The following is a 23,073-nucleotide window of genomic DNA, read 5'->3' on the forward strand; positions in this document are numbered from 1 at the left end:
AGCATTTTTCGTTAAAAAATTAACGGTTTTTTCGATAGCAAAAACTACGTGCATTTACATACAAAAAGAAACCGTAGAATTTCAATATTCCACGGCTTTTTCTCAAGGCTATTTTTATCGGATTGTACCTGTAAAAGTACAATCCGAACACATTGTTTTACAGTTATTTATCTATTATTCCTTAAATGTAACGATATATTTTTCCACAAGTTTGACAGGTTTGTAACTAAGCTTGGACTTGCGCAGACCAGGAAGTCCCATATCTTCTTCCCTGTTTACATACTTTATTTCCGCAGGCAAATGCTTACAGAATTCCATATTGATTATCTGATAAAGCCCCCTATACCCTATATTTGCCTTTTCGATGTGAACTCCCACCGTATTTGAATTGATTATACCGCCTACGCTGAGAGCTTCTATTTTTCCGTCTATCAATATCGCTCCGGCCAGATATCCCGCCTTTTCGATGTTTTCAAAAACATCCTTCATGGCTCTTTCTTCCATGCCCAAAAGTTCCCTTTCGTGAGGTGGAATTTCCTTTCTGGCATTGAACTCGGCTATAAATCTCATGGCATCTTCGGCCATATCACTGGTAAGAGGCTTGTATTCGTACTCATAATTTTTAAGAAAATAATTCATATGATTCTTTTTCTTATGAAGGCTTCGTCCCTTAAGCTCAATCATATCGTTTTTGTGATAGAGATAATCGAAATTGTCTCTATCTGCTACGATTTTAAGCTGACCTGGAAAAGCCTTTGCCAGCTCCTCTGTCAAAGGGAAAGGCACAAGTCTCATGGAGAAAGGATATCCAGCCTCCTCCATTTTTTCCTTTGCCATAAGCACCGTTTCTCTGAGTTCTGCAGAATCGTATGAGCCTGTGCTTGTAAGAGGCACCGCCATAAAAGGCAAAATGATACCTTCTTCCAGTTCCAGATGACTCATTCCGCATATGCACATATAGTCGCCGAACATCTCCCAGCTGAAATCGTTTATATCTCTCCACATATAAAGGGAGGAAAAGGACAGTCCGGATGTGCAGTACCTATAGCCTCTCAGATATTTTTGCAGTTCGTCTCTGCTTTCTATGGTTATTCTGTTATCGAAAATATACATATATAAATGTCTCTCCTGATTTATTTTAGAAATTCCACAGATACGGCATAGGACGCTGTCTCTTCTATGGCGGCAGCATTTTTAGCAGTCAGCTCATAGCCGAGAGGCGTTACTGTGGCATAGCCCATGTCCATTAAAAGCACGTCTGCCGGAAGATCTATTTCGTTTGCCATATCAAAGGACACTGGCTTTCCCTCGTAGCATATTTCTATGCTGCCATCCTCAAGATGTACCGGATTAAACCAGTTGTCGTAATCTCTTATGCCCAGCTTAGCGACTTTTAAACCTTTTATTTTGTCTTCATCGATATTAGGCACATTGATATTTAGCATAAATTCATGGGGTTTCGGAAACATTCCTTTATCAAAAGCCTTGGCTGCGGCAACCGCCAGTTTACAGGCATACCCGAAATCATCAGCTTCGTGGCTGTTTACGGAAACCGCTACAGAAAACACTCCATCAACAAGGCCTTCCCTTGCTGCTCCTACAGTACCGCTGTAAAGAGTGTCTGTGCCGAGGTTCCCTCCGTGATTTATCCCAGCAAATACCGCATCGATCATTATGTTTTGTCTTCTCAAAAGCTCTAAACCCATCTTTACACAGTCTGCTGGCGTTCCCGTGAAGGAATAGGCCTTTGTAGCTCCTTCAACCTTTGCCGGAACAAATCGCAGCTTTTTATGCATGGTTATGCTATGGCTTGCTCCGCTTCTCTGGGTGTCCGGTGCGATAACATATACCTCCGCCACCTGAGATAAAGCCTTTGTAAGTTCCCTTATACCCTTTGCATTAATGCCGTCATCGTTAGCAACCAATATTTTCATATAATAATTACCTCCTAAACGCCTACCGCTTCGCCTAGCACCTTACCGATAGAATCGCTGATAACAAGATTGGCTATGCTGTCATACTGTGTCGAAGACTTGTTTATAAGCACCAGATTTTTTCCATTAAAGTATCTAATAAGTCCCGCTGCAGGATAAACAACCAGAGAAGTTCCTCCCACAATCAGCGTATCAGCCTGGGAAATGGCATTTACGGCGCCCATAATCTGACTTTCATCCAGTGCTTCTTCGTAAAGCACTACATCAGGCTTTACGATGCCTCCGCATTTGTCGCATTTAGGTACATATCCGTCGCAATTTGCAGGGTCCATGATGTAATCCATATCGAAGGCTTTCCTGCAATCCATGCAGTAGTTTCTCGCTGCAGAGCCGTGAAGCTCGTATACTGTTTTACTTCCCGCCTTCTGATGAAGTCCGTCAACATTCTGAGTAACAACGGCTATGAGTTTCCCATCCTGTTCCAACTTTGCCAGAGCATAGTGAGCCTTATTTGGTTTAGCATCTTCATAAACCAGATTGTGCTTGTAATAATCGTAAAAGCCTTCCGGATTGTCTATAAAATAGCTGTGGGAAAGCATATATTCCGGTGACATACCGTATTGCTGCTGAGCATTATAAAGGCCTTCTTCAGATCTGAAATCCGGAATATTACTTTCGGTGGAAACTCCTGCACCGCCGAAAAATACGATTTTTTTACTGTTTTCTATTATCTCTTTAAGCTTTTTTATATCTTCGTTCATGGGGCACCTCCCGATTTAAAAATAGTTATCATTTGTAAACATATCTTACTTCATGTAATTTTCCATCTATATGGTCATTTAAAATTATATCACACCTTAACTTTACCAATCCAGACACACACTAGTTTTTCAAAGCTGTAATCGGTACCACATACACACCATCAGGTCGTTTATATGCTGCATTTGATAATCCACAAATTACGCATAACACCTTTGCAGGTTTGCCCTTTGGATCTTTCTCGATTTTTTTGTTTATGTCCAACAGGTTTTTCGCAGCCTCATCAATTTGATTTGCTCCCAGTTTGATTTCAAATGCACACCATTCACCATTACTAAGCTCAATAACTGCATCAATTTTTTTATTATCGTAATCCTGATAGTGATATAGTGAAGCGCCGAACGATTCAGCATATATTTTTAAATCCCTTTCGCAAAGAGCCTCAAACAAAGACCCTAATGTCTGCAAATCATTGATTAACATATGAGGTGTTGCCTTTAACAATGCACAGGCAATAGATGGATCGCAAAAATGTCGTTTTTCAGCCTGTTTCACTCTAACGGATGATCTGATATTTGCAGCAAATGGTCTTTGGTTATCAATAATAAAAAGCCTTTTAAATATATCCAAGTATTCCGCAACAGTGTCCTTGTCAATATTTACGTCGTCAATTTCTTTAATGTCTTTTGCAAGGACGCTATTTGTAACCGTCGTCGATTCATTTCTCGCTAAAGAACGAAGCAAAAGTTTCATCTTCTCCTTATTACGTTTTACTCCGTCTATCCTGTACACATCATCTTCAATTATGGCATCAATATATTGAAGCGGCAGAAGAGCAGCCTGTTCTGCAGGTATATCTACATTAGCCGGCCATCCACCTTTTATAATGTATTCTATTAAATCATTTATATAAACTTCCCCTGTCATTGTAGGAGTAAAATTACCATTACACAATTCAGCTAGCGATATCTCGCCTGAGGAATCCCTTGATTCATAAAGTGACATTGTGTGCATTTTAATTCTGGCTATTCTGCCTGCACCACTGTGCATAATACCTTTATGATTTGGAGTTGCTGAGCCGGTCAGTATAAACTGTCCTTTTCCTCCGCTTTCATCTACTTTATGTCTCACTGCATCCCACAATGGCGGTACTTCCTGCCATTCATCAATCAGCCTTGGACTTTTTCCATCCAAAACTAATTCCGGAGACATTTGTGCCAAAGTCCTGTTTTGAAAATTGCCAGATGGATCCCCTATATAAATTTCGCTATTACTATGATGTGATGATGTCCAAGTTTTACCGCACCACTTAGGACCTTCTATACATATCGCGCCGAAGGTTTTCAAATATTGTTCGATTGTCTCATCAATAACTCTTGGTTTATAGTCTTTTCTAATCATAATTACTGTCTCCTATGCTTAAGCATTATATCCCAATCGGAGAGTTTTGGCAATTACAATCGGAGAGTTTTTGACTTTTTAACCCGAAAGATTTTGTAAATTCAACCCGAAAGATTTCGAAAATAGGTGGATAGGTTGGTATAAAATAATCAGCACAATGGCCACAGACAAAAGCAAAAGACCCATTTTCTAATACGAAATCTGGGTCCTTCAGTTTTTTGTTATATAAGTTGTTTCTCTGTTATTATCATTATTACTTTATCACGTAGGCAAACTGCTTTTTCATAGGTGTTCTGTAGAGAGCGTATGCCAGAGCCGATGCTAAGATGACACCCACTACGAACTGTACGATATTCATAGGAACAGATGCCAGCGGTGTTATAAAGCTTCCGTACATAGCGCTTTCCGCTAAATAGTATCCGCATACCATAAATGCTCCACCGATTATCATTCCAATGATTTCAGCCACTTTCATTTTAAAGCCGGTAAATCCATGTCTTACGGCCATATCTATAAACAGTCCTACAACAACTGCCATAAGCCCCTTAACTATCAAGGTTACTGGAATATATTGAACATATCCTGCAAACATATCAGCCATGGCAGAACCTACACCTGCCGCTACGGCGCCCCACTTCCATCCCAGTAAAAGCACTGAGAAGAATATCATGCAATCGCCTAAATGAATATATCCCTGTGTTGCCGGTACCGGTATTCTTATTATCATGGTCATGACGATAACCATACACATCATCATAGCAGTAAGCACCATTTTGTTTATCGTCTTAGTACTGTTCATTTCCTCTTTGCCCCCTTGTCTTATTTAACTGTCCGATGTACTCGTCTTTTCATTTGATATCTATTGTAATTATACTTAAGGAATGATACTATTAAAATACACAAAATTGATTATTTTTATAATAACAGTTAATTTATAATATCTTGAATGATTTAGCGAGAAAGGAGCAGCTATGAAGGCTATAATCCCTGTATTTGAAACAGATAGTGCAAAGCCCATTTACATGCAATTATACGAATTCATCAAAGAAGCGATATTATCAGGCGAAACTGCACCTCACGAAAAGCTGCCTTCCTTAAGAAACCTGTCATCTTCTCTAAACATAAGTGTCACAACTGTGGGACTGGCTTACGGGCAGTTAGAGGTGGAAGGATATATATACAGCAAGCCTCAAAGTGGATATTTCGTAAGCGATATTTCCAAGACGCCGGATTTTGAAAGCGTTGGCAAACCCGTAAATTCTCCAGTGTCGGAAATCATGAAATCCGAAGGTGTAGAAGGTATAATTTCAGAACATAGTTCTGCCAACAAGCAGCCTCCTTTGATATACGACATCAAATGCTTTGATTTTGTCAGCTGGAAAAAGTGTATAAACCGCGTCTTAAACGATTATCCTTATCTGCTTTTGACGGAATCAGACCCACAGGGAGAAGAACTTCTGCGAAGGCAGATTGCAAAGTATCTTTACACTTCCAGAGGAGTGCGATGCAATGCAGATCAGATAGTCATCGCTGCAGGCACACAGCAGATTACAAACCACCTGGCAACCCTGCTCAAGCTTATGGATATATCCCTTATATCCTTTGAAGAGCCTGGCTATCCTCAGGTAAGAAATACCTTCCGCGATCGTGGCTTTGCCATATCTCCAGTGCCTGTCAAAACCGATGGGATTGAAATAGACAGACTTCCTTCAAATGTGGCTTCCGCAGCCTATGTCAGTCCTTCAAATCAGTTTCCTACAGGCGCTGTAATGCCGGTGGCAAACAGATATAGGCTCTTGGAATGGGCAGAAAGCAACGACAGCTATATAATCGAAGACGACTACAACAGCGAGTTAAGATACTTTGGCAGACCTATTCCGTCACTGCAGGGGCTCGATAAAAGAGGCCGCGTTATTTATCTGGGTTCCTTTTCTTCCACGCTGTTTGCTTCCATTAAAATCAGTTATATGGTGTTGCCCCACAGTATGGCTCAAATGTTTCACAGCATCATGAAGGGTTATTCCCAGTCCTGTTCCAAAACAGAACAGCTGGCTCTGGCATTTTACATGGAAAGTGGAAAATATCAGACTGGAATAAAAAAACTAAGAAGGCTGTATTCCCGCAAACTGGAAGCCGCAAAGGCTTCCATTGAAGCTCATTCCCATGGGCGTATAACTCCCCTTGGCACATCGTCAGGACTGAGCATGCTCCTTTCTGTGAAAACGAAAAAACTCCCTTCCATGCTGGAAGAGAGTTCACGTTCCATCGGTATTTCCTCTGTCGCTGCCCATGTGGACGCCGGAGAAAGAAAGGTTGCCATGATATTTTATTATAATCTGATTCCAGATGAGCTTATGGACAGTTGTATTGAAAAACTGTGCGATTTATGGCTTCAGGTTTAGCAAAATGTCAAAGGCGCCGGCTGCGGCGACAGCCGCCCACAGGGGCAGCCCTGTGGCAGCCGCTGCGGCAAAGGCGGCAATCCTTATTATCCAAAGAGCAGCGGCTTTGCCGGCGCTCTTTTTTTTGCAGCCAGATGAATAGATTTTAATCTTTGCCAAAGTCTTAAGTTCATCGGATGTTAACACAAAATCCCCTTGCTCTGGCATCAAAAACCTTTCCTCATCGCTCACCTTAACTGTCAGAACATCATCCTTGCCAAAATTCACCTGGGAAGTGTTCCTTTCAACGGCAAATATAAAGTTCTTGCTTTTTTTGCTTTCGGAAAGTTCTTCATATATACCTTCCGGATCTTTTCCAAAAACGGCATACTTTGTAATTCCCGCATCTGCCCATGCATTGTATACGGTTTCTGCCTCCTGATCCGCTTCATAGGAAAGGGCGATATATCCCATATATTTCTGATTGCAAGCAACATGAACAAGCTTGTAGCCGTCCTCTGTTTCCACATCACCTATGTTTAAAAGTTTCATCATTTCACCGTTTCCAGTGCAGATAAATCTTCCTCCTATATGACCCGAAAGGCCCTTGTCTTCAATTGTTTCAAAGCCCGTTACAAGACTTTTCCTCAAGGCAGAACTTGCTGGTAGACCTTCATATCTTGCCATCTGCATAAAGGCATCTACAATTGCTCTATCCTCTGCCAGATTTGAAAAGCAGCTGAGATGTGCAGCAAAGGTAAGCATTTCTTCCTTTCCGCAGTCTATATTTCTGATATGACGAACGCTGTATGTCCCCTCGCCCAATCCAAGAGTTTTTTCCACCATAACCCTATCAACTGCAGAAGCCCTTTCAAAGGCTTTTATATCCTCCGGCAAAATCCCTTCTTTATTTAGTTTTTGCAAAACTGCACGCTGAGTGCGCCTTACATTCAGCGCCCCATCGCCAAATGACGATCCAGCCAGCACCGTCAAAGCAGCACATATCCACGGCAAATAATCTTCACCAAATCCCAAAGGCGGCACAAGACCGATAAGCACCGCCGCCGCCACAAACAGCGCCGTCAGCACCCTTTCCACCTTAACTGCCAAACGCTCCATGCTGCCGATGCTGTCTGCGCACCTTTCAACCCTGCCTGCGCAGAGGCTGATAAAACTATCAGCCGTGGCGGCGACAACCTCCACCTGTAGCGTGCCTCCCTGCACAATTCCTCCTGCCGGCACAAAGTCACCTCTGACAGTTTCAATCTCGTAAAAACGTCCCGGAAAATCTGACAAATCAACTGTAGCATCACCCATAAACACCCTGCTGTCTGCCGGAATTCTCTCCCCATCCTTTACAATGGCAATGTTTCCGATTTCCAGCTCTTCGGCAGGTATAACGGTTTCCTTGCCATCTCTGAATACAACGGCTTCCTCCGGCACCATACCTAAAGTCATAGTTTTCCCGTTAAGGGTCTCAGGCACCAGCAGTCTCTGCACATATCTGTATATGACAAATATCAACAGACTGACTCCTCCTTGAAGTCCTTGTCCTGCCAGTAAAAGGCCCAAAGATGCCACAAGCACAAAGGGTTCTGCCGTCAAAAATCTTTTAACCTTGCATCCAATTACAATATCATAAACCACGCTGATTGCAGATATGACCAGTGAAGCCACAAAGGCAAACAGGGCAGCTTTTTCCGACACCGGCGCAAAGGCGCCGAAAACCAAAAGCGCCGCTGCCACTATAATCTGCAATATTTTAAAGACTGTACTTTCCATTAGTTTTTTCATATCATACTGCCTCTTTTTCAAATTCGATATTTATAACCATGATTTCGCTGTCTGTTCCCAGCCTCATGGCAGGTCCCCATACCCCTGCACCCTGGGTTACGCAGCTGTACATGTTTTCAATTTTCTTTACTCCCGCCGGATTTTCCCAGCTGAGAGCCGTCAAAAGATTTCCCGGAAAAATCTGTCCGTTATGGGTATGCCCGGAAAAGTCCACATCCACTCCTGCTTTTGCCAGTTCCTGTAGCTCTCCCGGCTGATGATCAATTACAAGAATCGGTTTTGACTTGTCCATATCCGAAGTAAGCTGCTCCGGAGTTCCCCTTGTTTCCCCGAGCTTTTTAGACATACTGGCATCCTTCCTGCCTATCAGATAAAAATCACCATCTATTAAAAGACTCTCATCTTCCAGCAATTTGATATCACTGTCCTCTAAAAACTTGTAAAACCTTTCATCTTTATCATAGTCTTTGTCACCGACAGTAAAGCCAGCCAGTAGCTGCTCAGGCAAATCGTGGTTTCCCCAGCAGGCATATGTGCCATAACGGCTTTTAATCTCCGATAGGGTCTTTGCCATTTTTTCAGGCTTTTCTATGGCCTTATATTCGTTATCGAAAATATCTCCTGCCAAAAGCACCAAATCAGGATTTTGCGCATTTATTTTATCCACTATCTTTTTTACATTATCATATCCGATGCTGTAGCCGATGTGGATGTCCGCCACCAAGACAACCTTAAGACTCTCATTTCCCGAAGCAAGGCTTTTATCCACCGTTATAGTCTGCTCATTAACCTTAATGCTTCCAAAATGCACAAATCCGTATCCTGCCACAATGGCAATTATAATCAGAGCACAGGTGGCACCTCTCACATATCTTCTTTCACTGGGATGATCTTCTTTCCACAATGTCCTGTTTAAAATCAACCTTCCTATATCAAAGAAAATAATAACTACAAGGCCGATGGCAAGAAATCCCATCCAGTAGTTGCTTATAGCCTTAAATGCCCTGTGAAAAGGCTCAGCCTGTATCAGATAACCTAAAAGAGGCGTCAACATAAAAAACACATATGCCGCTACGCTGAGGCTTACTGCTACAGGATGGCGCATCTTTTCGTGAACCACCGCAAAATAGCGAAGTATCCTAAGGAGTATATATACATTGAGAATCACATATACCGGAGCCAGCATCCACACTATCATGCATTACCTCCGCTGCAGAAATATTCTTCCCATTCCTTTTCATTAAAGCCGATTAATACCCTGTCTCCATCTACTACCATAGGCCTTTTTATAAGCATACCTTCTGAAGCTAAAAGCTGATATTTTTCTTCATCGCTCATATCTGCCAGTCTGTTTTTTAAGTCAAGCTCTCGGTATTTCATCCCCGATGTATTGAAAAACTTCTTTATGTCCTTTCCAGATGCCTTGTGCCATTTTTTAAGCTCATCTGCCGAAGGAGTCTCCTTCGATAAATCTTTGAATTCATATGAAAATTCTCTCTCCTGCAGCCATTTTTCACCCTTGCGGCTTGTACTGCATCTAGGATATCCGTAATAAATCATTTGTTCTTTCCTTTCAGTTCTTATTTCTTCTCTTTCCCATCACTTAATTTACATCAATCTTTATCCGGCACGCCGGCATGTCTACCAGTTATTATACCATAACCAAAGATTGCTTTGTTCTTTTTCAAAGGCTTTTAAAATACATTCCTATATCCCCCTGGGATACCGCCGTTTCCCGTACCCATCTGATTTCAACTTGTATGCCAGTTTCTATGTGATTGTTAACAAATTATCTATCTTATTTTTAGTGTTATATAACAAATATTTCATTGATTTTTTATAATTCCAAGACTATAATCATATTTAGGATAAGTATTGTATTTAAATAGGTGCAATCTTGTACGGTTTGTATTATTTTTGCATATGCGCATAACGCGTAAGGTATGAAAGGAGATAGTTCAAATGATTCTCAAAGATTTCAAACAGCTTCGCCAGTTGGTAGAAAGCGTCGACAAAAGAACTGTTGCAGTTGTTGCAGCCCACGACGCTCATACACTGGAAGCTGTTTTAAAAACAAAGGATGAAGGTATACTCGACCACATCCTCATCGGTAAAAAAGATGAAATCATCAAGATCGGAAACGAACTGGGATACGATGTTTCCCCTGATGTAATCATTGACAGCGACACCGACGAAGATGCCGTAGCTAAAGGTCTTGATCTTATCAAAACAGGCGGCGCCGATTTCCTTCAGAAGGGAATCCTTCAGACTTCCACTTTGCTTAAAGGTGTAGTCAACAAGGAAAACGGCATAAAAGCAAGAGATACCCTCAGCAATGTAGCTCTGTTGGATATTCCTGCATACCATAAGGTCGTAGGTTTGACAGACGGCGGTATGGTTATGTATCCGACTTTAGAGCAGAAAAAAGATATTATCGATAACGCAGTTGAAGTTTACAAAGCGCTCGGATACGACAATCCAAAGGTTGCCGTTCTCTGTGCAGTGGAAACTTTAAATCCTAAGATGCCTGAAACCGTAGATGCAGCAGAACTTAAGAAAATGAATCAGGAAGGCATCATAAAGGGTTGTGTCGTTGAAGGACCTATTTCCTTTGACCTGGCAGTTGATCCCGAAGCGGCAAAAATCAAAGGATATGAAAGCCCTGTGGCAGGAGATGCCGACATCATAATCATGCCGGATATTTCCGCAGGCAATCTGACATCCAAAGCTCTTACTGTTCTGGGCGGTGCAATGATGGCCGGAATAGTAATGGGCGCAAAATGTCCTATAGCTCTTAACTCCAGGAGCGCAGCATTTGAAGAAAAATACTATTCACTCCTGGCATGCGCATATATGATGAGCGCCAAATAGGCGCCCCACTAAGGAGGTAAATGGAATCATGAAAAAACTGATGACAGGCGACGAAGCAGTCGCAAGAGGAGCTTATGAAGCAGGCGTCCGTTACGCCTCAGCTTATCCGGGAACTCCGAGCACAGAAATACTTGAAAATATCGCAACCTATGACGAAATAGATGCATCATGGGCACCAAATGAAAAGGTGGCTCTTGAAACGGTAATAGGAGCTTCCTTTGCAGGAGCAAGATCAATAGCATCTATGAAGCACGTTGGTGTCAATGTAGCTGCAGACCCACTCTTCACATGGGGATACACCGGAGTTAATGCCGGCGGCGTTATAGTAACCGCCGATGAGCCTGGTATGTATTCCTCACAGAACGAGCAGGACAACAGAAATTATGCCAAATCTGCAAAAATCGCTATGTTTGAGCCTGCAGACAGCCAAGAATGTATCGATATGGTAAAAGAAGCCTACGAAGTGAGCGAAAAGTACGATACACCTGTAATGCTTAGAATGACAACCCGTGTATGCCATTCAAAATCCATAGTTGAGCTTAAGGACAGGAATGAAGTTGCTCTCAAGGAATGGACAAAAAATCCTCAGAAATATGTTACTCTTCCTGCCCACGCAAGACCTCTCAGAGTAAAGGTCGAAGAAAGACTCGAAAAGCTTGCCGAATACTCGGAAAACACTCCGTTTAACAAAGTTGAAATGCACGACACAAAGATGGGCTTTATCGTTTCCGGCATCTGTTACTACTATGCCAAGGAAGCCTTTGGCGACAACGCTTCATATTTGAAGCTGGGATTCACAAATCCTATGCCTGCAAATATGATTAAAGATTTCGCAAGCAAAGTTGATAAAGTATACATCCTTGAAGAGAACGACCCGTTTATCGAAGATTTCGTTAAATCTCTTGGCATCGAATGTACAGGAAAGGAACTCTTCCCTAAGTGGGGAGAAATGACTTCCGATGTAGTAAAGGAAGCAGTTACAGGCGAAAAACTCGACACCATCGATTTTGATAGAAGCAAGTTAATTGCTAGAGCTCCAAGCTTCTGTGCAGGATGTCCTCACAGAGGATTCTTCTACAGACTCGGCAAGAGAAAAGATATTATGATCAGCGGTGATATAGGCTGCTACACTTTGGCAGCTACAGGCCCTTACAACGCTATGGATTCCTGTATCTGCATGGGCGGCAGCATCAGCGTAGGACACGGAGCTTCAAAGGCCTTTAATATGGGTGACACAGGCCGAAGAGTCGTTACAGTGTTGGGAGATTCAACCTTCTTCCACACAGGTGTAAACTCGCTGATTAACACCGTATACAACAACAGCAATACAATCAATGTTATCCTTGATAACCGCATCACAGGCATGACAGGTCATCAGCAGAACCCTGGTTCTGGTTTCAACGCCAAGGGCGAACCTGCAAACCTGATTGATCTTGAAACTCTAGTAAAAGCCATAGGCATCAAGCATATATTTGTCATCGACCCTAACGACCTTAAGGCTGTTGACGAAGCCATCGATAAATGTCTGGCAATCAAGGATGAGCCTTCTGTAATAATCACAAGATGGCCTTGCGTACTCAAAAAGTTCTCCCAGGCAGATTTGGATGAATTTGAAAATCTCTTTGCCACAAAGAACTATGTTGACCACGATAAATGCATAGGATGCAAAGCATGTCTTGGTACAGGATGCCCTGCCATGAGTTTTGATAAGGAAGCAAAGAAAGTAAATATAGACAGCTCCAGCTGCGTAGGCTGCGACGTATGCGCTCAGGTATGTCCTGTAAACGCAATCTCAAAGGAGGCTAAATAACATGACTAAAAGTATATTACTGGTCGGCGTAGGCGGACAGGGAACTATCCTTGCCAGCAAGATATTGACCACCGGTCTCATGGAAGCCGGATACGATGTAAAAATGAGCGAAATACACGGTATGTCCCAGAGAGGCGGAAGCGTTTCCTCACAGGTGCGTTACGGAGATAAGGTTTACTCACCTGTAATTGAGAAAGGCAGCGCAGACATCATCGTTTCCTTTGAAAAGATGGAAGCCTTGAGAAATCTGGACTACCTGAAAAAAGGCGGAAAGCTAGTTATCAATGACGAACAGATTGATTCCATGTCCGTTATCACAGGAAAGGAAGAATATCCTGATGACGTATTGGAAGAAATCGAAAAGCATGCCCAGGCCACAGTGCTTAATGCCACTGCCATGGCAGAAGAACTGGGCAATGTAAAAGCAGCCAATATCATTCTTCTGGGCACCATAATCAAATCCATGGGCCTTGAAGATATCGACTGGGACAGCATCTTAAAGGATAATATCAAACCTCAGTTCCTGGAGCTGAACCTTAAAGCGATAAAAGTCGGAATGGATGCTGTATAAAAAACGGAGGTAATTACCAATGGCACATAAACTGCTGATAATAAACCCGGGTTCAACCAGCACAAAGCTAGCCATCTACGAAGATGGCACAAAGCTTGTGCAGGAGAACATAGAACATGATGCCGAGGAACTTAAGAAGTATGAAAACATAGCTGATCAGGTTCCTTACAGACGAGGCATCATCGATGAATTCCTCAAAAGAAACGGTACATCACCAGAAGACCTCTCTGCCGTAGTCGGCAGAGGAGGCCTGGTGAAAGGTCTTCATCCAGGCGGATATATAGTTAATCAGGACCTTTATACCGCTCTTGGAGACGAAAGATACTGTTCCCCTCACGCATCAGCTTTGGGCGGTCTTTTAGCAAAGCCTATTGCAGATGATCAGGGAATACCGGCATATATTTACGATGCCGTAACCGGCGGAGACCTGGATCCTGTATTTGAGCTTACAGGTATGCCTGAACTTAAGAGAAAGGGAGAAAGCCATCTCTTAAACAGCCATGCTATGGCAATCAAATATGCTGAAGAACACGGTAAAAAGTACGAGGATATGAATTTTATAATCGCCCATATGGGTGGAGGCACTTCCGTAAGTGCACACGGCGGCGGAAGATTTATCGATTGCATCGGTGACGATGAAGGACATATGTCACCTGAAAGAGCCGGCACTTTTTCTTCCATTGACTTTATGGATCTTTGCTATTCCGGCAAATTTACAAAAGCAGAAATGAAGAAAAAACTCAGAGGCGAAGGTGGTATGGCTGCATATCTCGGAACCAGCGACTGCCGTAAGATTGAAGAAATGATAGAAAAAGGCGACGAAAAGGCCAAGCTGGTCTACGAAGCCGAAGCACTGCACATCTCCAAGGATATAGGCCAGATGGCAGTTTCTCACAAAGGTAAAGTTGATGTGATCATCCTTACAGGCGGTGTGGCTCACTCAAAGATGCTCACCGATATGATAAAAGGGTATGTTGAGTTCATCGCTCCTGTTGCTGTAATGGCCGGCGAAAGCGAAATGGACGCGCTTGCCCTTGGCGGTCTGAGACTGTTGACAGGCAAAGAGTCTCCTCAAACATACACTTTGCCTGTCAAATAAAACAATTATGGAGGTTTAAATGCAATCAGTCCTAAAGAATATGCTCAAGACAAAAAAGAATTTCGTCTTCGTCGGAGAGGCAGGATGCGGCAAAAGCGAGCTTGCTATCAATTTTGCCCTCAACATGGCGAAGATATCAGATATGCCGGTGCATTTCTTTGATATGGACCAGACTAAGCCTCTTTTCCGTTCAAGAGATGTAGCAAAACTTCTCGAAGACGGAGGAGTAAGCGTTCATTATCAGGATCAGCTTTTTGACGCCCCTACCACACCGGGTGGCGTGCGAGGCCTTATGTCAAACCCTAAGACAATTGTCATTATGGATGTAGGTGGAGATCATACCGGCGCCCGAATAATAGGAGCATACGAAGAGTATCTAAACAAAGAAGACTGTCAGAACTTCTTTGTTATAAACTCCTACAGGCCATGGTCAAGGGAGCTTTTGGCAATAGACGGAACTATGGCAAGCGTACTTGGTATGGCACGCATTGATTTATCTAACATATCGGTAATAAGCAATCCAAATCTGGGGCTGGACACTTCGGCTGAGGAAGTACTTGAAGGACATAAAAATCTTCTAGGCACACTGGACGGTCACCTTAATGTCGACTACTTAAGCGTCCTCGAAGACCTTTGTCCTGCGGTACAAGATAAAACCGATATCCCGCTGATACCTGTTAATTTATATCTGACATATGAATGGCTAAAATAATTTCAACCAGGAGGTAAGAAATGGCAAAAGGAAAAGTTGAAATTAGAGCAGAGAGCTGCAAAAGCTGCGGCTATTGCGTAAAGTTCTGCCCTAAAAATGTACTCGCCATAGGCGAAGAAGTTAATTCTAAAGGCTACCTATATGTAACTGCAGCAAATCCTGACGATTGTATAGGATGTGCTTCATGCGGAGTTATTTGTCCTGAGGCAGCTATCGAAGTATACAGGGAGGTTTAAACATGGCAAGAATATTCATGAAAGGTTGCGAAGCAATCGCGGAAGCTGCCACAAGAGCCGGCTGCAGATTCTTCGCTGGTTATCCTATCACACCGCAGAATGAAATCCCGGAATATTTCTCAAGAAGAATGCCTGAGGTAAACGGTGTGTTTGTACAGGGCGAAAGTGAAGTAGCTTCTGTAAATATGCTCTACGGAGCAATCCAGACAGGAACTAGATCAATGAGTTCATCATCCAGTACAGGTATCAGCCTGTACAGTGAAGGCGTTTCCTACTGCAATGCAGCCCGTCTTCCAATCGTATATGTAAATGTACAGCGTGGAGGCCCTGGTGTAGGTGCGATACAGCCAGCACAGCAGGATTATCTGCAGGCTACTAAAGCTTCCGGTAGCGGCGGCTTTGAAATGATTGTACTCTCCCCTTCCTCAGTACAGGAAGCAGTGGATATGACTTACGAAGCCTTTGATCTGGCTGAAAAATACAGCAACCCTGTACTCATTCTTACAGACGGTGTAATGGGTACAATGATGGAACCTGTTGAACTGCCTCCAATGAAGAGCGACGAAGAAATCGCTAAGCTCAAAGAAGCAAGAAGAGCAGTTTCCGCCGTAGGACATAGCCCTGAAGAACAGGTAAGAATTCTTCCAGGTGGCGTAGGCGCAAGCTTTGAAGCTGCAAACATCGACGCTTACAACATGTACAAAGACTGGGCAGAAAACGAAGTCAGAGTTGAAGAATTCATGGTTGACGACGCAGAAATCATCCTGGCAGCATACGGCATTTCAGCTCGTATCGCAAGAGTTGCCGTTAAAAACCTTCGTGCAGAAGGCATAAAAGCCGGAATGATCAGACCTATCGCCGTTCATCCATTCCCATATAAATCCTTTGAAAATCTCGACTTTAACCGTGTAAAGGGAATCTTGGATATAGAAATGTCAATCCCTCCTCAGATGAAGTGGGATGTGGAACATGCCGTACACGGCAGATGTCCAATAGCTGAATGTCTCAAATCCGGCGGTGAGCTTATGACAAGTGAAAAGGTTATGAACGCCGCTAGAGAACTGGCAAAGGAGGTATTGTAATGGAAAAAGTTTATAAAAGAACCATCGGTATCAAGCCGGATGCCGTTTCAGGTTTCTGTCCGGGATGTATGCACGGTACAGTCCACAAGCTCATCGGCGAAGTGGTTGAAGAACTGGGCATGCTGGATAAGCTGGTAAGATGCGAAGGTATCGGATGCTGCGGACTTGGTCAGCTTTATGTTTCCCACGACCTTAACATCTCTGCCCACGGCAGAGCCTGCGCAGTTGCAACAGGTCTTAAGAGATCAAACCCTGATTCTCTGGTATACACATACCAGGGCGACGGCGACCTGGCTTCCATCGGTCTTGCGGAAACCATGTCAGCTGCCAACAGAGGTGAAAATATAACAGTAATATTTGTAAACAACGGTATATATGGTATGACAGGCGGACAGCTGGCTCCTACTACCCTTATCGGTATGAAGGCAACTACAGCACCTCAGGGAAGACAGGCTGAAGAACACGGATACCCTATCCATATGTGCGAAGTTCTCAACCAGCTGACAGCACCGGTATATCTTGAAAGGACTTCCTGCAACACACCGGCTAATGTAAGAAAGACAAAGGCCGCAATCAAGAAGGCCTTCCAGAATCAGATTGACGGAAAAGGCTTCTCCATGGTAGAAATCGTAACTTCATGCCCTACCAACTGGGGAATGAGCGAACTGAAAGCACTTGACTTCCTGGAAGAGAAGATGTTTGCCGAATTCCCTCTGGGAGTTGTCAGAGACAAGACAAAGGAGGAGTAGAACATGGAAAGAAATCTTATTGTAGCAGGATTCGGCGGACAGGGCGTTATGATGCTGGGAACTCTTCTGGCACAGGCCACCTGCGAGTCTACAGATAAACACGTTACCTATTTCCCTTCCTACGGCGCAGAAATGCGTGGAGGTACAGCAAACTGTTATGTTGTAATCTCCGATGACGAAATAGGCGCTCCGATTATGGACTCCGTTGAAGACCTTATTGTAATGAACGATCCATCTCTCGTAAGATTTAAAGACAGAGTAAAACCGGGCGGATTCCTGTTTATCAACAGCACAATCTGCAAAACACCTGTAGAAAGAGACGATATTACAGTTGTTGAAGTTCCTGTAACCCATATGGCACAGGAAATGGGCAACCCTAAGGTTCTTAACATCATCATGCTTGGAGCATATATCGGAGCTACAGAAGTAGTACCTAAGGATGTAATTATTGAAGCCATCAAAAATAAACTGGGCAAGAAAAAGCCTGAATTCCTCCCTACAAACCTTGAAGCATTCGAAAAAGGTTATGAAATAGGACAGGCTCACAAATAATACAAACCCCAAAAACAAAACTATCTTTACACAAAAGACAGGATCTCTCCCTTATCGAAGAAATCCTGTCTTTTGAATTTAATTGATTACAGCCTTATTGTAAATGTACTTCCAACTTCCGGCACACTTTCAACTTCAACGCTGCCGCCATGGGCCTCCGCTATCCACTTCACCATGGAAAGTCCCAGACCGAAGCTATCCTCATCGCTTCGGGATTTATCCACCTTGTAAAATCTATCAAATATCCGTTCTCTATTTTCTTTAGAAATCCCCACTCCATTATCGATTACCTTTATGGTAATGGTTTCGTCTTTTTTCAATACCACCTTTACAAAAGGCTGCCGCTCTCCACTTTTATCTCTGTACTTTACAGCATTATTAACGAGATTTATGAGCATGCGCATTATCAGAGTTTCATCTCCCTTATACAATACATCCGGCTGTATCTCCCCTTCGATGCTTACACAGTTTTCTGATGCCAGAGAAGACATTTCATCGCATACGCTCTCACAGAGCATGGAAATATCGAATTCTTCCCTTTCTAGGGAATTGACCGTATTTATCGTGCGGGAAACCTGCATAAGCTGCTGTATCATGGACAGCATCCTCATACACTGTTTCTTTACATTTTCAAGGGCCTCTTTGTATTCAGACTCCCCTTGCTTAAGAGCGTATTCGCACTGAGCCAATATGACAGCCACAGGAGTTTTAAGCTCATGGGACACATCGGAGGTGAATTCCTTTTCCTGAACAAAGGCTTTTTCAAGGCGGTCTATCATCTCATTTAAGGTTTCCGCAAGATGATAAAGCTCGTCCTTGTTTTTGCCCAAAGGCAGCCTTACGGAAAGGTCATCTCCGCTGTTAATTTTTTCGGCAGCTCCCGTTATTTCCGCCACCGGCGCAAAGGCCTTTTTAGCCATAAAATGACCTGCCACAAGGGCAATTACCACAAACAATGGCAGACATATTAACATAAGCAGTCCCACAGCAGCTATGGAATCCGTACCCGTATCCAGAGTATAGATTCCTCTTATCCAGATACCATTTCCGTTATCATAGGTGTGAAAAAGATCATATGCCAGCCAGTCGTCTCCTTCTGTCTCCAGTTCGTGAAATTCTCCGTTTTCAAGAGGTGTAGTAGCCGGAAAGCCTGAAGGCATAGAACCCTTTATCCTATCCCCCTGGTCGCTGTAAACAAGCAGTGTAACTCCCCTGTAGTAAGAATCAAATCTGCTATCTATTTCTATTACATTGTTTTCGTAGGTTATGTCGTCAAAGCCATTTTGGACAGCTTGCATCAGATTGTCCTTGGCTACGGACCTGACCTGAGTACCGGCACTTAAAAATATAAAGGCGCAGACTATAAGGGCCATAATTACCAGTACGCCCGTATAGTAGAGAGTCAGTCTCCGTTTTATCGACATATTTTTAAAAGACATATCTTTCATTTTATAACGTACCCCATTCCCCTGACGGTCTGTATCAGCTTAACATCAAAGTCCGCGTCTATCTTTTTCCTCAGGGTTCTTATATATACATCAATAACATTGCTGCTCCCCGTATAATCGTAATTCCAGATATGCTGCTCTATCTTGTCCCTAGAAAGAACAACTCCTTGATTTCTCATAAGATACTCAAGAATGGAATATTCCTTTGCCGTCAGTTTGATTTCCTTTCCGTCTCTAGTTGCGCTCCTAGTTGCAGTATCCAGGGTAAGAGGTCCTACGGTCAGCGTGTTATCCGCTCTTCCACCCGTACCGCCCTGCCTTCTTATGAGCACTCGCAATCTTGCAGTCAGCTCATCTAGGGAGAAAGGCTTTGTGAGATAATCATCGGCACCGCAATCAAGACCCTTTACCTTATCCTCCACGGTGCTCTTTGCCGTAAGCAGCAGCACCGGCGTCAGATTTTGCTTATCCCTTATGGTTTTTAAAATTGTAAGCCCATCTGTTCCCGGCAGCATAATATCCAGCACAACGGCATCGTATTCCGTTCCTTCTATATAAAACAGAGCATCATCGCCGTCAAAACACAAATCCACCGTATATCCGGCAGCCGTAAGATGTTTTCCTATTGTCTCACATAAAGTTTTTTCATCTTCCACTATCAATATCTTCATTTTTTTCCTACCTCTATATATGCCTGTTTTTTATCATCGGTATTTTTTCTTTTCTCCATGATAACGAAAAAAAATTAAAAAATCATTAAGAATTTCATTTTCTTTTCATTTTTCTATTTTATTATGACACCATCAAAAGGATATCCAAAAGCCAGACCGGCACGGCCGCCGGTCACATAGAGATAAAGATTATTACCAGGAGGAACAAAATGAAAGCGATAGATAAAAGAAAGATCATAGCCTGCGCGGCAGCGGTGGCAGTTACAGGCGGAATATTCGCTTCCACAGCGGCTTTCTCAAACGCCATGACATTGGATAAAGCAAAATCACTGGCAAAGGAGCATGTGCCTTCAACAGCCACATTTGTAAAAAACGACGAAGAAAAAACAAAGTTCGAGCTGGAATTCTACGATAGCACCCAGGGTGCAACATATGATGTAGAAGTAAGCAAGGACGAAGAAAGAGTAATGGAAGTCACCATGGATAAGGATAGCGATCTTGGTGGCAAGTCAGTAAAGATTACCGAAGCTCAGGCAAAGAAACTGGTGACCGATGAATTTACCGGAGCAAAGGTATCAAACGTATATCTGAATGTGGACGATAACCTCTACACATACGATGTTGATTTCAGATCGGATGACTTCTACGGAGATGCTGAACTCAATGCGGAAACCGGCGAAATGCTGGAAAGCAAAATCAAATACGGTCAGGCGGTAACAATCCCTGTTGAGGGCGATAACGCAAAGAACACTTCATCCACATCAAACACAGGCCTTCTGACATATGAACAGGCTAAGACAAAGGCAAGCGAGCTTAACGGCGGCAATACTGCCATCAAGAGCTGTGAACTGGATAAGGACAACGGAGTATTCTACTATGACGTAGATTTCCTCAACGGCAGCGAAGTAAAACTCAATGCCAAGACAGGCGAACTTATCAGTAAAGAACCTGCAAAGACTACAAACAACAACAGCCAGAGTGCAAACAACAATAATCAGAGCAGTCAGAGCACAAGCAAGGCTCCTGCAACTACAAACTCCAACTCCGGTAGTTCCAACAACTCCGGCAACTCCGGAAAGATCTCTGAAGCTAAGGTAAGAGAAATCGTTCAGGCCAAGGTTCCAGGTGCAACTATAGTGAAAATCGAGCTTGATTACGACGATGGTATACTCGTATACGAAGTTGAATCCTACAAGGGTGTATACGAATATGATTTCGAAATCAACGCAGCATCCGGCGTAATCCTCGACTTTGACAAAGATCACATCGATGATTAGATATGCTACATATTTACACAATGAAAAAAGGCTCCCTCTCGGGAAGCCTTTTTCACTATCCTTAACATAAGTGATTTATTATTTCTGCAATGCCGCTGTAAGCTGCGGTATTATCTGCTTCTTTCTTGAAACGGCACCCTCGAGGTATACGCTTCTGTCACCCTTGTCCACGCCAAAGGCTCTTACAGCAGTATCAAGGGCTCCCGTACCTGCGCACAGCAGTTCTGAGGATTCCGCCAAAATATCTGTGAGCATCAGATATACCATATCCGCTTCACCGCCGGCTACCACCTTTTCCATGTAGGCTAGCATCTTTTCCTTCATATCGTCCAGTTCTTTCTTATTAACCGACTGAACTTGACCGACTCCGTATGTGTATTCTCCTACATTAAAGGTCTTGTAGTCTAGATTAAAGATTTCTTCTTCGCTCTTTGAACCGAAATCGCTTCCTGCAGCAAACATATCAAAGGCATATTTTTCGGTATCTATTCCCGCAATTTTAGCCAATGCTTCTGCCGCTTCCTTATCTGCATCGGTACATGTCGGCGAACGATACAAAAGAGTATCGGAAAGTATCGCAGAACACATAGTCCCAGCTATTTCCTTAGGAATTGTAAGCCCTGCATCCACATACATACCGTAGATTATTGTGGAAGTACATCCCACAGGACGGTTTTTATACATTATAGGACCCTGGGTTTCAATGCGACCTATTTTGTGATGGTCGATAACCTCCAGCACATCTGCCTGAGTCATGCCTCCCACCGCCTGAGTCTTTTCGTTGTGGTCAACTAGTATTAGCTTTTTCTTGCCTGTCTTAATCAGATCTTCTCTGGTAACCACGCCGACAAATTTTCCTTCCTTGTCCAATACAGGGAATTCTCTGTGTCTTGTATCTGCCGCAGCGTCCTTAACATCCTCAGTTATGTCTTCTTCATTGAACATAAGGATGCCTTCCTTTTTCATGAAGTGGCTTACTGGCACGCTCTGGTTTAACATTCTTGCAGTTGTCAAAGTGTCCATTGGGCTCTTAAGCAGCGCACATCCGTTATCCTCTGCAAGCTTTATAATCTTAGTTGCCGGATCCGCACCAAGACATACTATGATGCAAGCTGCACCATTTATCACAGCTTTTTTCTGGGCCTTTTCGTCATCTACCAAGAGCACTGTATCCCCACCGGAAACAGAGCATCTGTCAAGATCAGCTTCCGTGGAAGCTATCATAACTCTTCCGCTGTTTATTACCGCATCCGGATTTCCGCATACCAGCTGAGCTCCAATGGTTTCAACTACATTTTTAACCGGAGTGGAAGCCGCCGACAAAACTCCGCTGTCGCTGCTCGCCATAAAGGATCTTGCAATATCTCCCACAGAAATTATACCTTTAACATTTCCTTCTCCGTCTGTCATAGTCAGAGTGTTTGATGCGCTTTTGTTTAACATATCCCACGCCTTTTTAAGGGAAATATCCTCACTGATGCTAAGTCCCTTTCCAAAGGCTGTATCCTTAAGCTGAGGTCTTACATCCTCCGCCAAGGCAGGAGCCTCAAGTCCGAAATAGTTAAGCACATATTCCGTTTCTGGATTAAGCTCACCGGCTCTCATGGCTATATATTCACCGTTCTGTCCGTCGGTCATTTCTTTGTATCGCGCGTACGCCAGCGCAGAACAGACAGAATCGGTATCAGGGTTTTTGTGACCTATAACATAAATCTTGTTTTTCATT

22 protein-coding genes are annotated in these 23,073 nt (G+C 43.2%); 11 read left to right on the forward strand and 11 right to left on the reverse strand.

What is annotated here, in order from left to right:
* Positions 1-174: 174 nt before the first annotated feature.
* The 5 genes from INF20_RS03375 to INF20_RS03395 form a co-directional block, all read right to left on the reverse strand.
* The gene (locus INF20_RS03375) at positions 175-1,113 is read right to left on the reverse strand and encodes a DUF2156 domain-containing protein (RefSeq protein ID WP_226384988.1); all 939 of its coding nucleotides are present in this window, start codon (positions 1,111-1,113) and stop codon (positions 175-177) included.
* 20 nt (positions 1,114-1,133) lie between these two features.
* Positions 1,134-1,934 (reverse strand): 5'/3'-nucleotidase SurE, encoded by an 801-nt coding sequence (gene surE, locus INF20_RS03380; RefSeq protein ID WP_226384989.1) that lies wholly within the window; start codon positions 1,932-1,934, stop codon positions 1,134-1,136.
* A gap of 14 nt (positions 1,935-1,948) precedes the next feature.
* The gene (locus INF20_RS03385; RefSeq protein WP_226384990.1) at positions 1,949-2,695 is read right to left on the reverse strand and encodes an NAD-dependent protein deacylase; all 747 of its coding nucleotides are present in this window, start codon (positions 2,693-2,695) and stop codon (positions 1,949-1,951) included.
* 121 nt (positions 2,696-2,816) lie between these two features.
* On the reverse strand, positions 2,817-4,094 hold the full coding sequence (locus INF20_RS03390; protein WP_226384991.1) for an ATP-binding protein: 1,278 nt from the start codon (positions 4,092-4,094) through the stop codon (positions 2,817-2,819).
* A 253-nt stretch (positions 4,095-4,347) separates the two neighbouring features.
* Positions 4,348-4,893 (reverse strand): ECF transporter S component, encoded by a 546-nt coding sequence (locus INF20_RS03395; protein WP_226384992.1) that lies wholly within the window; start codon positions 4,891-4,893, stop codon positions 4,348-4,350.
* 172 nt (positions 4,894-5,065) lie between these two features.
* Here INF20_RS03395 and pdxR point away from each other — a divergent pair, with 172 nt between their 5' ends.
* Positions 5,066-6,496: a MocR-like pyridoxine biosynthesis transcription factor PdxR gene (gene pdxR / locus INF20_RS03400; protein ID WP_226384993.1), complete on the forward strand. Its 1,431-nt coding sequence runs from the start codon at positions 5,066-5,068 to the stop codon at positions 6,494-6,496.
* On the opposite strand, the gene INF20_RS03405 is transcribed toward pdxR, so the two are convergent.
* From INF20_RS03405 to INF20_RS03415, 3 genes are read right to left on the reverse strand one after another with little or no spacing between them, the layout of a single operon-like run.
* The gene (locus tag INF20_RS03405; RefSeq protein WP_226384994.1) at positions 6,479-8,269 is read right to left on the reverse strand and encodes a P-type ATPase; all 1,791 of its coding nucleotides are present in this window, start codon (positions 8,267-8,269) and stop codon (positions 6,479-6,481) included. The genes pdxR and INF20_RS03405 overlap by 18 nt on opposite strands.
* Before the next feature lies 1 nt (position 8,270).
* Positions 8,271-9,467, reverse strand: a complete 1,197-nt coding sequence (locus INF20_RS03410) for a metallophosphoesterase (protein ID WP_226384995.1) — start codon at positions 9,465-9,467, stop codon at positions 8,271-8,273.
* A complete protein-coding gene (locus tag INF20_RS03415; protein ID WP_226384996.1) occupies positions 9,464-9,829 on the reverse strand; it encodes an arsenate reductase family protein in 366 nt (121 codons plus the stop codon). The genes INF20_RS03410 and INF20_RS03415 overlap by 4 nt, the downstream gene beginning before the upstream one ends.
* Positions 9,830-10,231: 402 nt before the next feature.
* Here INF20_RS03415 and INF20_RS03420 point away from each other — a divergent pair, with 402 nt between their 5' ends.
* Genes INF20_RS03420 through INF20_RS03460 form a run of 9 tightly spaced genes read left to right on the forward strand, consistent with a single transcriptional unit; the run spans position 10,232 to position 17,951 of the window.
* Positions 10,232-11,140, forward strand: a complete 909-nt coding sequence (locus INF20_RS03420; protein WP_226384997.1) for a bifunctional enoyl-CoA hydratase/phosphate acetyltransferase — start codon at positions 10,232-10,234, stop codon at positions 11,138-11,140.
* A 28-nt stretch (positions 11,141-11,168) separates the two neighbouring features.
* Positions 11,169-12,950 carry an indolepyruvate ferredoxin oxidoreductase subunit alpha gene (iorA, locus tag INF20_RS03425; RefSeq protein WP_226384998.1) on the forward strand — a complete coding sequence of 594 codons (1,782 nt, stop codon included), beginning with the start codon at positions 11,169-11,171 and terminating at the stop codon, positions 12,948-12,950.
* Between the two features lies 1 nt (position 12,951).
* Entirely contained in the window at positions 12,952-13,521 is a 570-nt protein-coding gene (locus INF20_RS03430) for an indolepyruvate oxidoreductase subunit beta (protein ID WP_226384999.1), read from the forward strand.
* A 19-nt stretch (positions 13,522-13,540) separates the two neighbouring features.
* Positions 13,541-14,620, forward strand: a complete 1,080-nt coding sequence (gene buk / locus INF20_RS03435; RefSeq protein WP_226385000.1) for a butyrate kinase — start codon at positions 13,541-13,543, stop codon at positions 14,618-14,620.
* A 19-nt stretch (positions 14,621-14,639) separates the two neighbouring features.
* Positions 14,640-15,332 (forward strand): hypothetical protein, encoded by a 693-nt coding sequence (locus INF20_RS03440; RefSeq protein ID WP_226385001.1) that lies wholly within the window; start codon positions 14,640-14,642, stop codon positions 15,330-15,332.
* 20 nt (positions 15,333-15,352) lie between these two features.
* Positions 15,353-15,568, forward strand: coding sequence for a 4Fe-4S dicluster domain-containing protein (locus tag INF20_RS03445; RefSeq protein WP_226385002.1), 216 nt, complete (start codon positions 15,353-15,355; stop codon positions 15,566-15,568).
* 2 nt (positions 15,569-15,570) lie between these two features.
* Positions 15,571-16,650 (forward strand): 3-methyl-2-oxobutanoate dehydrogenase subunit VorB, encoded by a 1,080-nt coding sequence (gene vorB / locus INF20_RS03450; RefSeq protein WP_226385003.1) that lies wholly within the window; start codon positions 15,571-15,573, stop codon positions 16,648-16,650.
* Positions 16,650-17,399, forward strand: a complete 750-nt coding sequence (locus tag INF20_RS03455; RefSeq protein ID WP_226385004.1) for a thiamine pyrophosphate-dependent enzyme — start codon at positions 16,650-16,652, stop codon at positions 17,397-17,399. Before vorB ends, INF20_RS03455 begins: the two co-directional genes overlap by 1 nt.
* Before the next feature lie 3 nt (positions 17,400-17,402).
* A complete protein-coding gene (locus tag INF20_RS03460) occupies positions 17,403-17,951 on the forward strand; it encodes a 2-oxoacid:acceptor oxidoreductase family protein (RefSeq protein ID WP_226385005.1) in 549 nt (182 codons plus the stop codon).
* Between the two features lie 86 nt (positions 17,952-18,037).
* Here INF20_RS03460 and INF20_RS03465 read toward each other — a convergent pair whose 3' ends face one another.
* Together INF20_RS03465 and INF20_RS03470 are read right to left on the reverse strand one after the other, a co-directional pair.
* A complete protein-coding gene (locus INF20_RS03465; protein WP_226385006.1) occupies positions 18,038-19,399 on the reverse strand; it encodes a sensor histidine kinase in 1,362 nt (453 codons plus the stop codon).
* A complete protein-coding gene (locus INF20_RS03470; protein ID WP_226385007.1) occupies positions 19,396-20,070 on the reverse strand; it encodes a response regulator transcription factor in 675 nt (224 codons plus the stop codon). The genes INF20_RS03465 and INF20_RS03470 overlap by 4 nt, the downstream gene beginning before the upstream one ends.
* Before the next feature lie 209 nt (positions 20,071-20,279).
* On the opposite strand from INF20_RS03470, the gene INF20_RS03475 reads away from it, so the two are divergent.
* Complete coding sequence (locus INF20_RS03475; protein WP_226385008.1) at positions 20,280-21,347, forward strand: PepSY domain-containing protein; 1,068 nt, start codon at positions 20,280-20,282, stop codon at positions 21,345-21,347.
* A gap of 78 nt (positions 21,348-21,425) precedes the next feature.
* Here the strand turns inward: INF20_RS03475 and INF20_RS03480 are convergent, their stop codons facing one another.
* Complete coding sequence (locus INF20_RS03480; RefSeq protein ID WP_226385009.1) at positions 21,426-23,072, reverse strand: putative manganese-dependent inorganic diphosphatase; 1,647 nt, start codon at positions 23,070-23,072, stop codon at positions 21,426-21,428.
* Position 23,073 lies beyond the last annotated feature (1 nt).

Source organism: Gallibacter intestinalis, from assembly GCF_014982745.1.
Taxonomy (GTDB): domain Bacteria; phylum Bacillota; class Clostridia; order Peptostreptococcales; family Anaerovoracaceae; genus Gallibacter; species Gallibacter intestinalis.

Bases quoted from the DNA above. Each gene is read 5' to 3' on its own strand.
- INF20_RS03375 (WP_226384988.1), bottom strand. From the start codon at position 1,113: ATGTATATTTTCGATAACAGAATAACCATAGAAAGCAGAGACGAACTG.
- surE (WP_226384989.1), bottom strand. From the start codon at position 1,934: ATGAAAATATTGGTTGCTAACGATGACGGCATTAATGCAAAGGGTATA.
- INF20_RS03385 (WP_226384990.1), bottom strand. From the start codon at position 2,695: ATGAACGAAGATATAAAAAAGCTTAAAGAGATAATAGAAAACAGTAAA.
- INF20_RS03390 (WP_226384991.1), bottom strand. From the start codon at position 4,094: ATGATTAGAAAAGACTATAAACCAAGAGTTATTGATGAGACAATCGAA.
- INF20_RS03395 (WP_226384992.1), bottom strand. From the start codon at position 4,893: ATGAACAGTACTAAGACGATAAACAAAATGGTGCTTACTGCTATGATG.
- pdxR (WP_226384993.1), top strand. From the start codon at position 5,066: ATGAAGGCTATAATCCCTGTATTTGAAACAGATAGTGCAAAGCCCATT.
- INF20_RS03405 (WP_226384994.1), bottom strand. From the start codon at position 8,269: ATGAAAAAACTAATGGAAAGTACAGTCTTTAAAATATTGCAGATTATA.
- INF20_RS03410 (WP_226384995.1), bottom strand. From the start codon at position 9,467: ATGATAGTGTGGATGCTGGCTCCGGTATATGTGATTCTCAATGTATAT.
- INF20_RS03415 (WP_226384996.1), bottom strand. From the start codon at position 9,829: ATGATTTATTACGGATATCCTAGATGCAGTACAAGCCGCAAGGGTGAA.
- INF20_RS03420 (WP_226384997.1), top strand. From the start codon at position 10,232: ATGATTCTCAAAGATTTCAAACAGCTTCGCCAGTTGGTAGAAAGCGTC.
- iorA (WP_226384998.1), top strand. From the start codon at position 11,169: ATGAAAAAACTGATGACAGGCGACGAAGCAGTCGCAAGAGGAGCTTAT.
- INF20_RS03430 (WP_226384999.1), top strand. From the start codon at position 12,952: ATGACTAAAAGTATATTACTGGTCGGCGTAGGCGGACAGGGAACTATC.
- buk (WP_226385000.1), top strand. From the start codon at position 13,541: ATGGCACATAAACTGCTGATAATAAACCCGGGTTCAACCAGCACAAAG.
- INF20_RS03440 (WP_226385001.1), top strand. From the start codon at position 14,640: ATGCAATCAGTCCTAAAGAATATGCTCAAGACAAAAAAGAATTTCGTC.
- INF20_RS03445 (WP_226385002.1), top strand. From the start codon at position 15,353: ATGGCAAAAGGAAAAGTTGAAATTAGAGCAGAGAGCTGCAAAAGCTGC.
- vorB (WP_226385003.1), top strand. From the start codon at position 15,571: ATGGCAAGAATATTCATGAAAGGTTGCGAAGCAATCGCGGAAGCTGCC.
- INF20_RS03455 (WP_226385004.1), top strand. From the start codon at position 16,650: ATGGAAAAAGTTTATAAAAGAACCATCGGTATCAAGCCGGATGCCGTT.
- INF20_RS03460 (WP_226385005.1), top strand. From the start codon at position 17,403: ATGGAAAGAAATCTTATTGTAGCAGGATTCGGCGGACAGGGCGTTATG.
- INF20_RS03465 (WP_226385006.1), bottom strand. From the start codon at position 19,399: ATGAAAGATATGTCTTTTAAAAATATGTCGATAAAACGGAGACTGACT.
- INF20_RS03470 (WP_226385007.1), bottom strand. From the start codon at position 20,070: ATGAAGATATTGATAGTGGAAGATGAAAAAACTTTATGTGAGACAATA.
- INF20_RS03475 (WP_226385008.1), top strand. From the start codon at position 20,280: ATGAAAGCGATAGATAAAAGAAAGATCATAGCCTGCGCGGCAGCGGTG.
- INF20_RS03480 (WP_226385009.1), bottom strand. From the start codon at position 23,072: ATGAAAAACAAGATTTATGTTATAGGTCACAAAAACCCTGATACCGAT.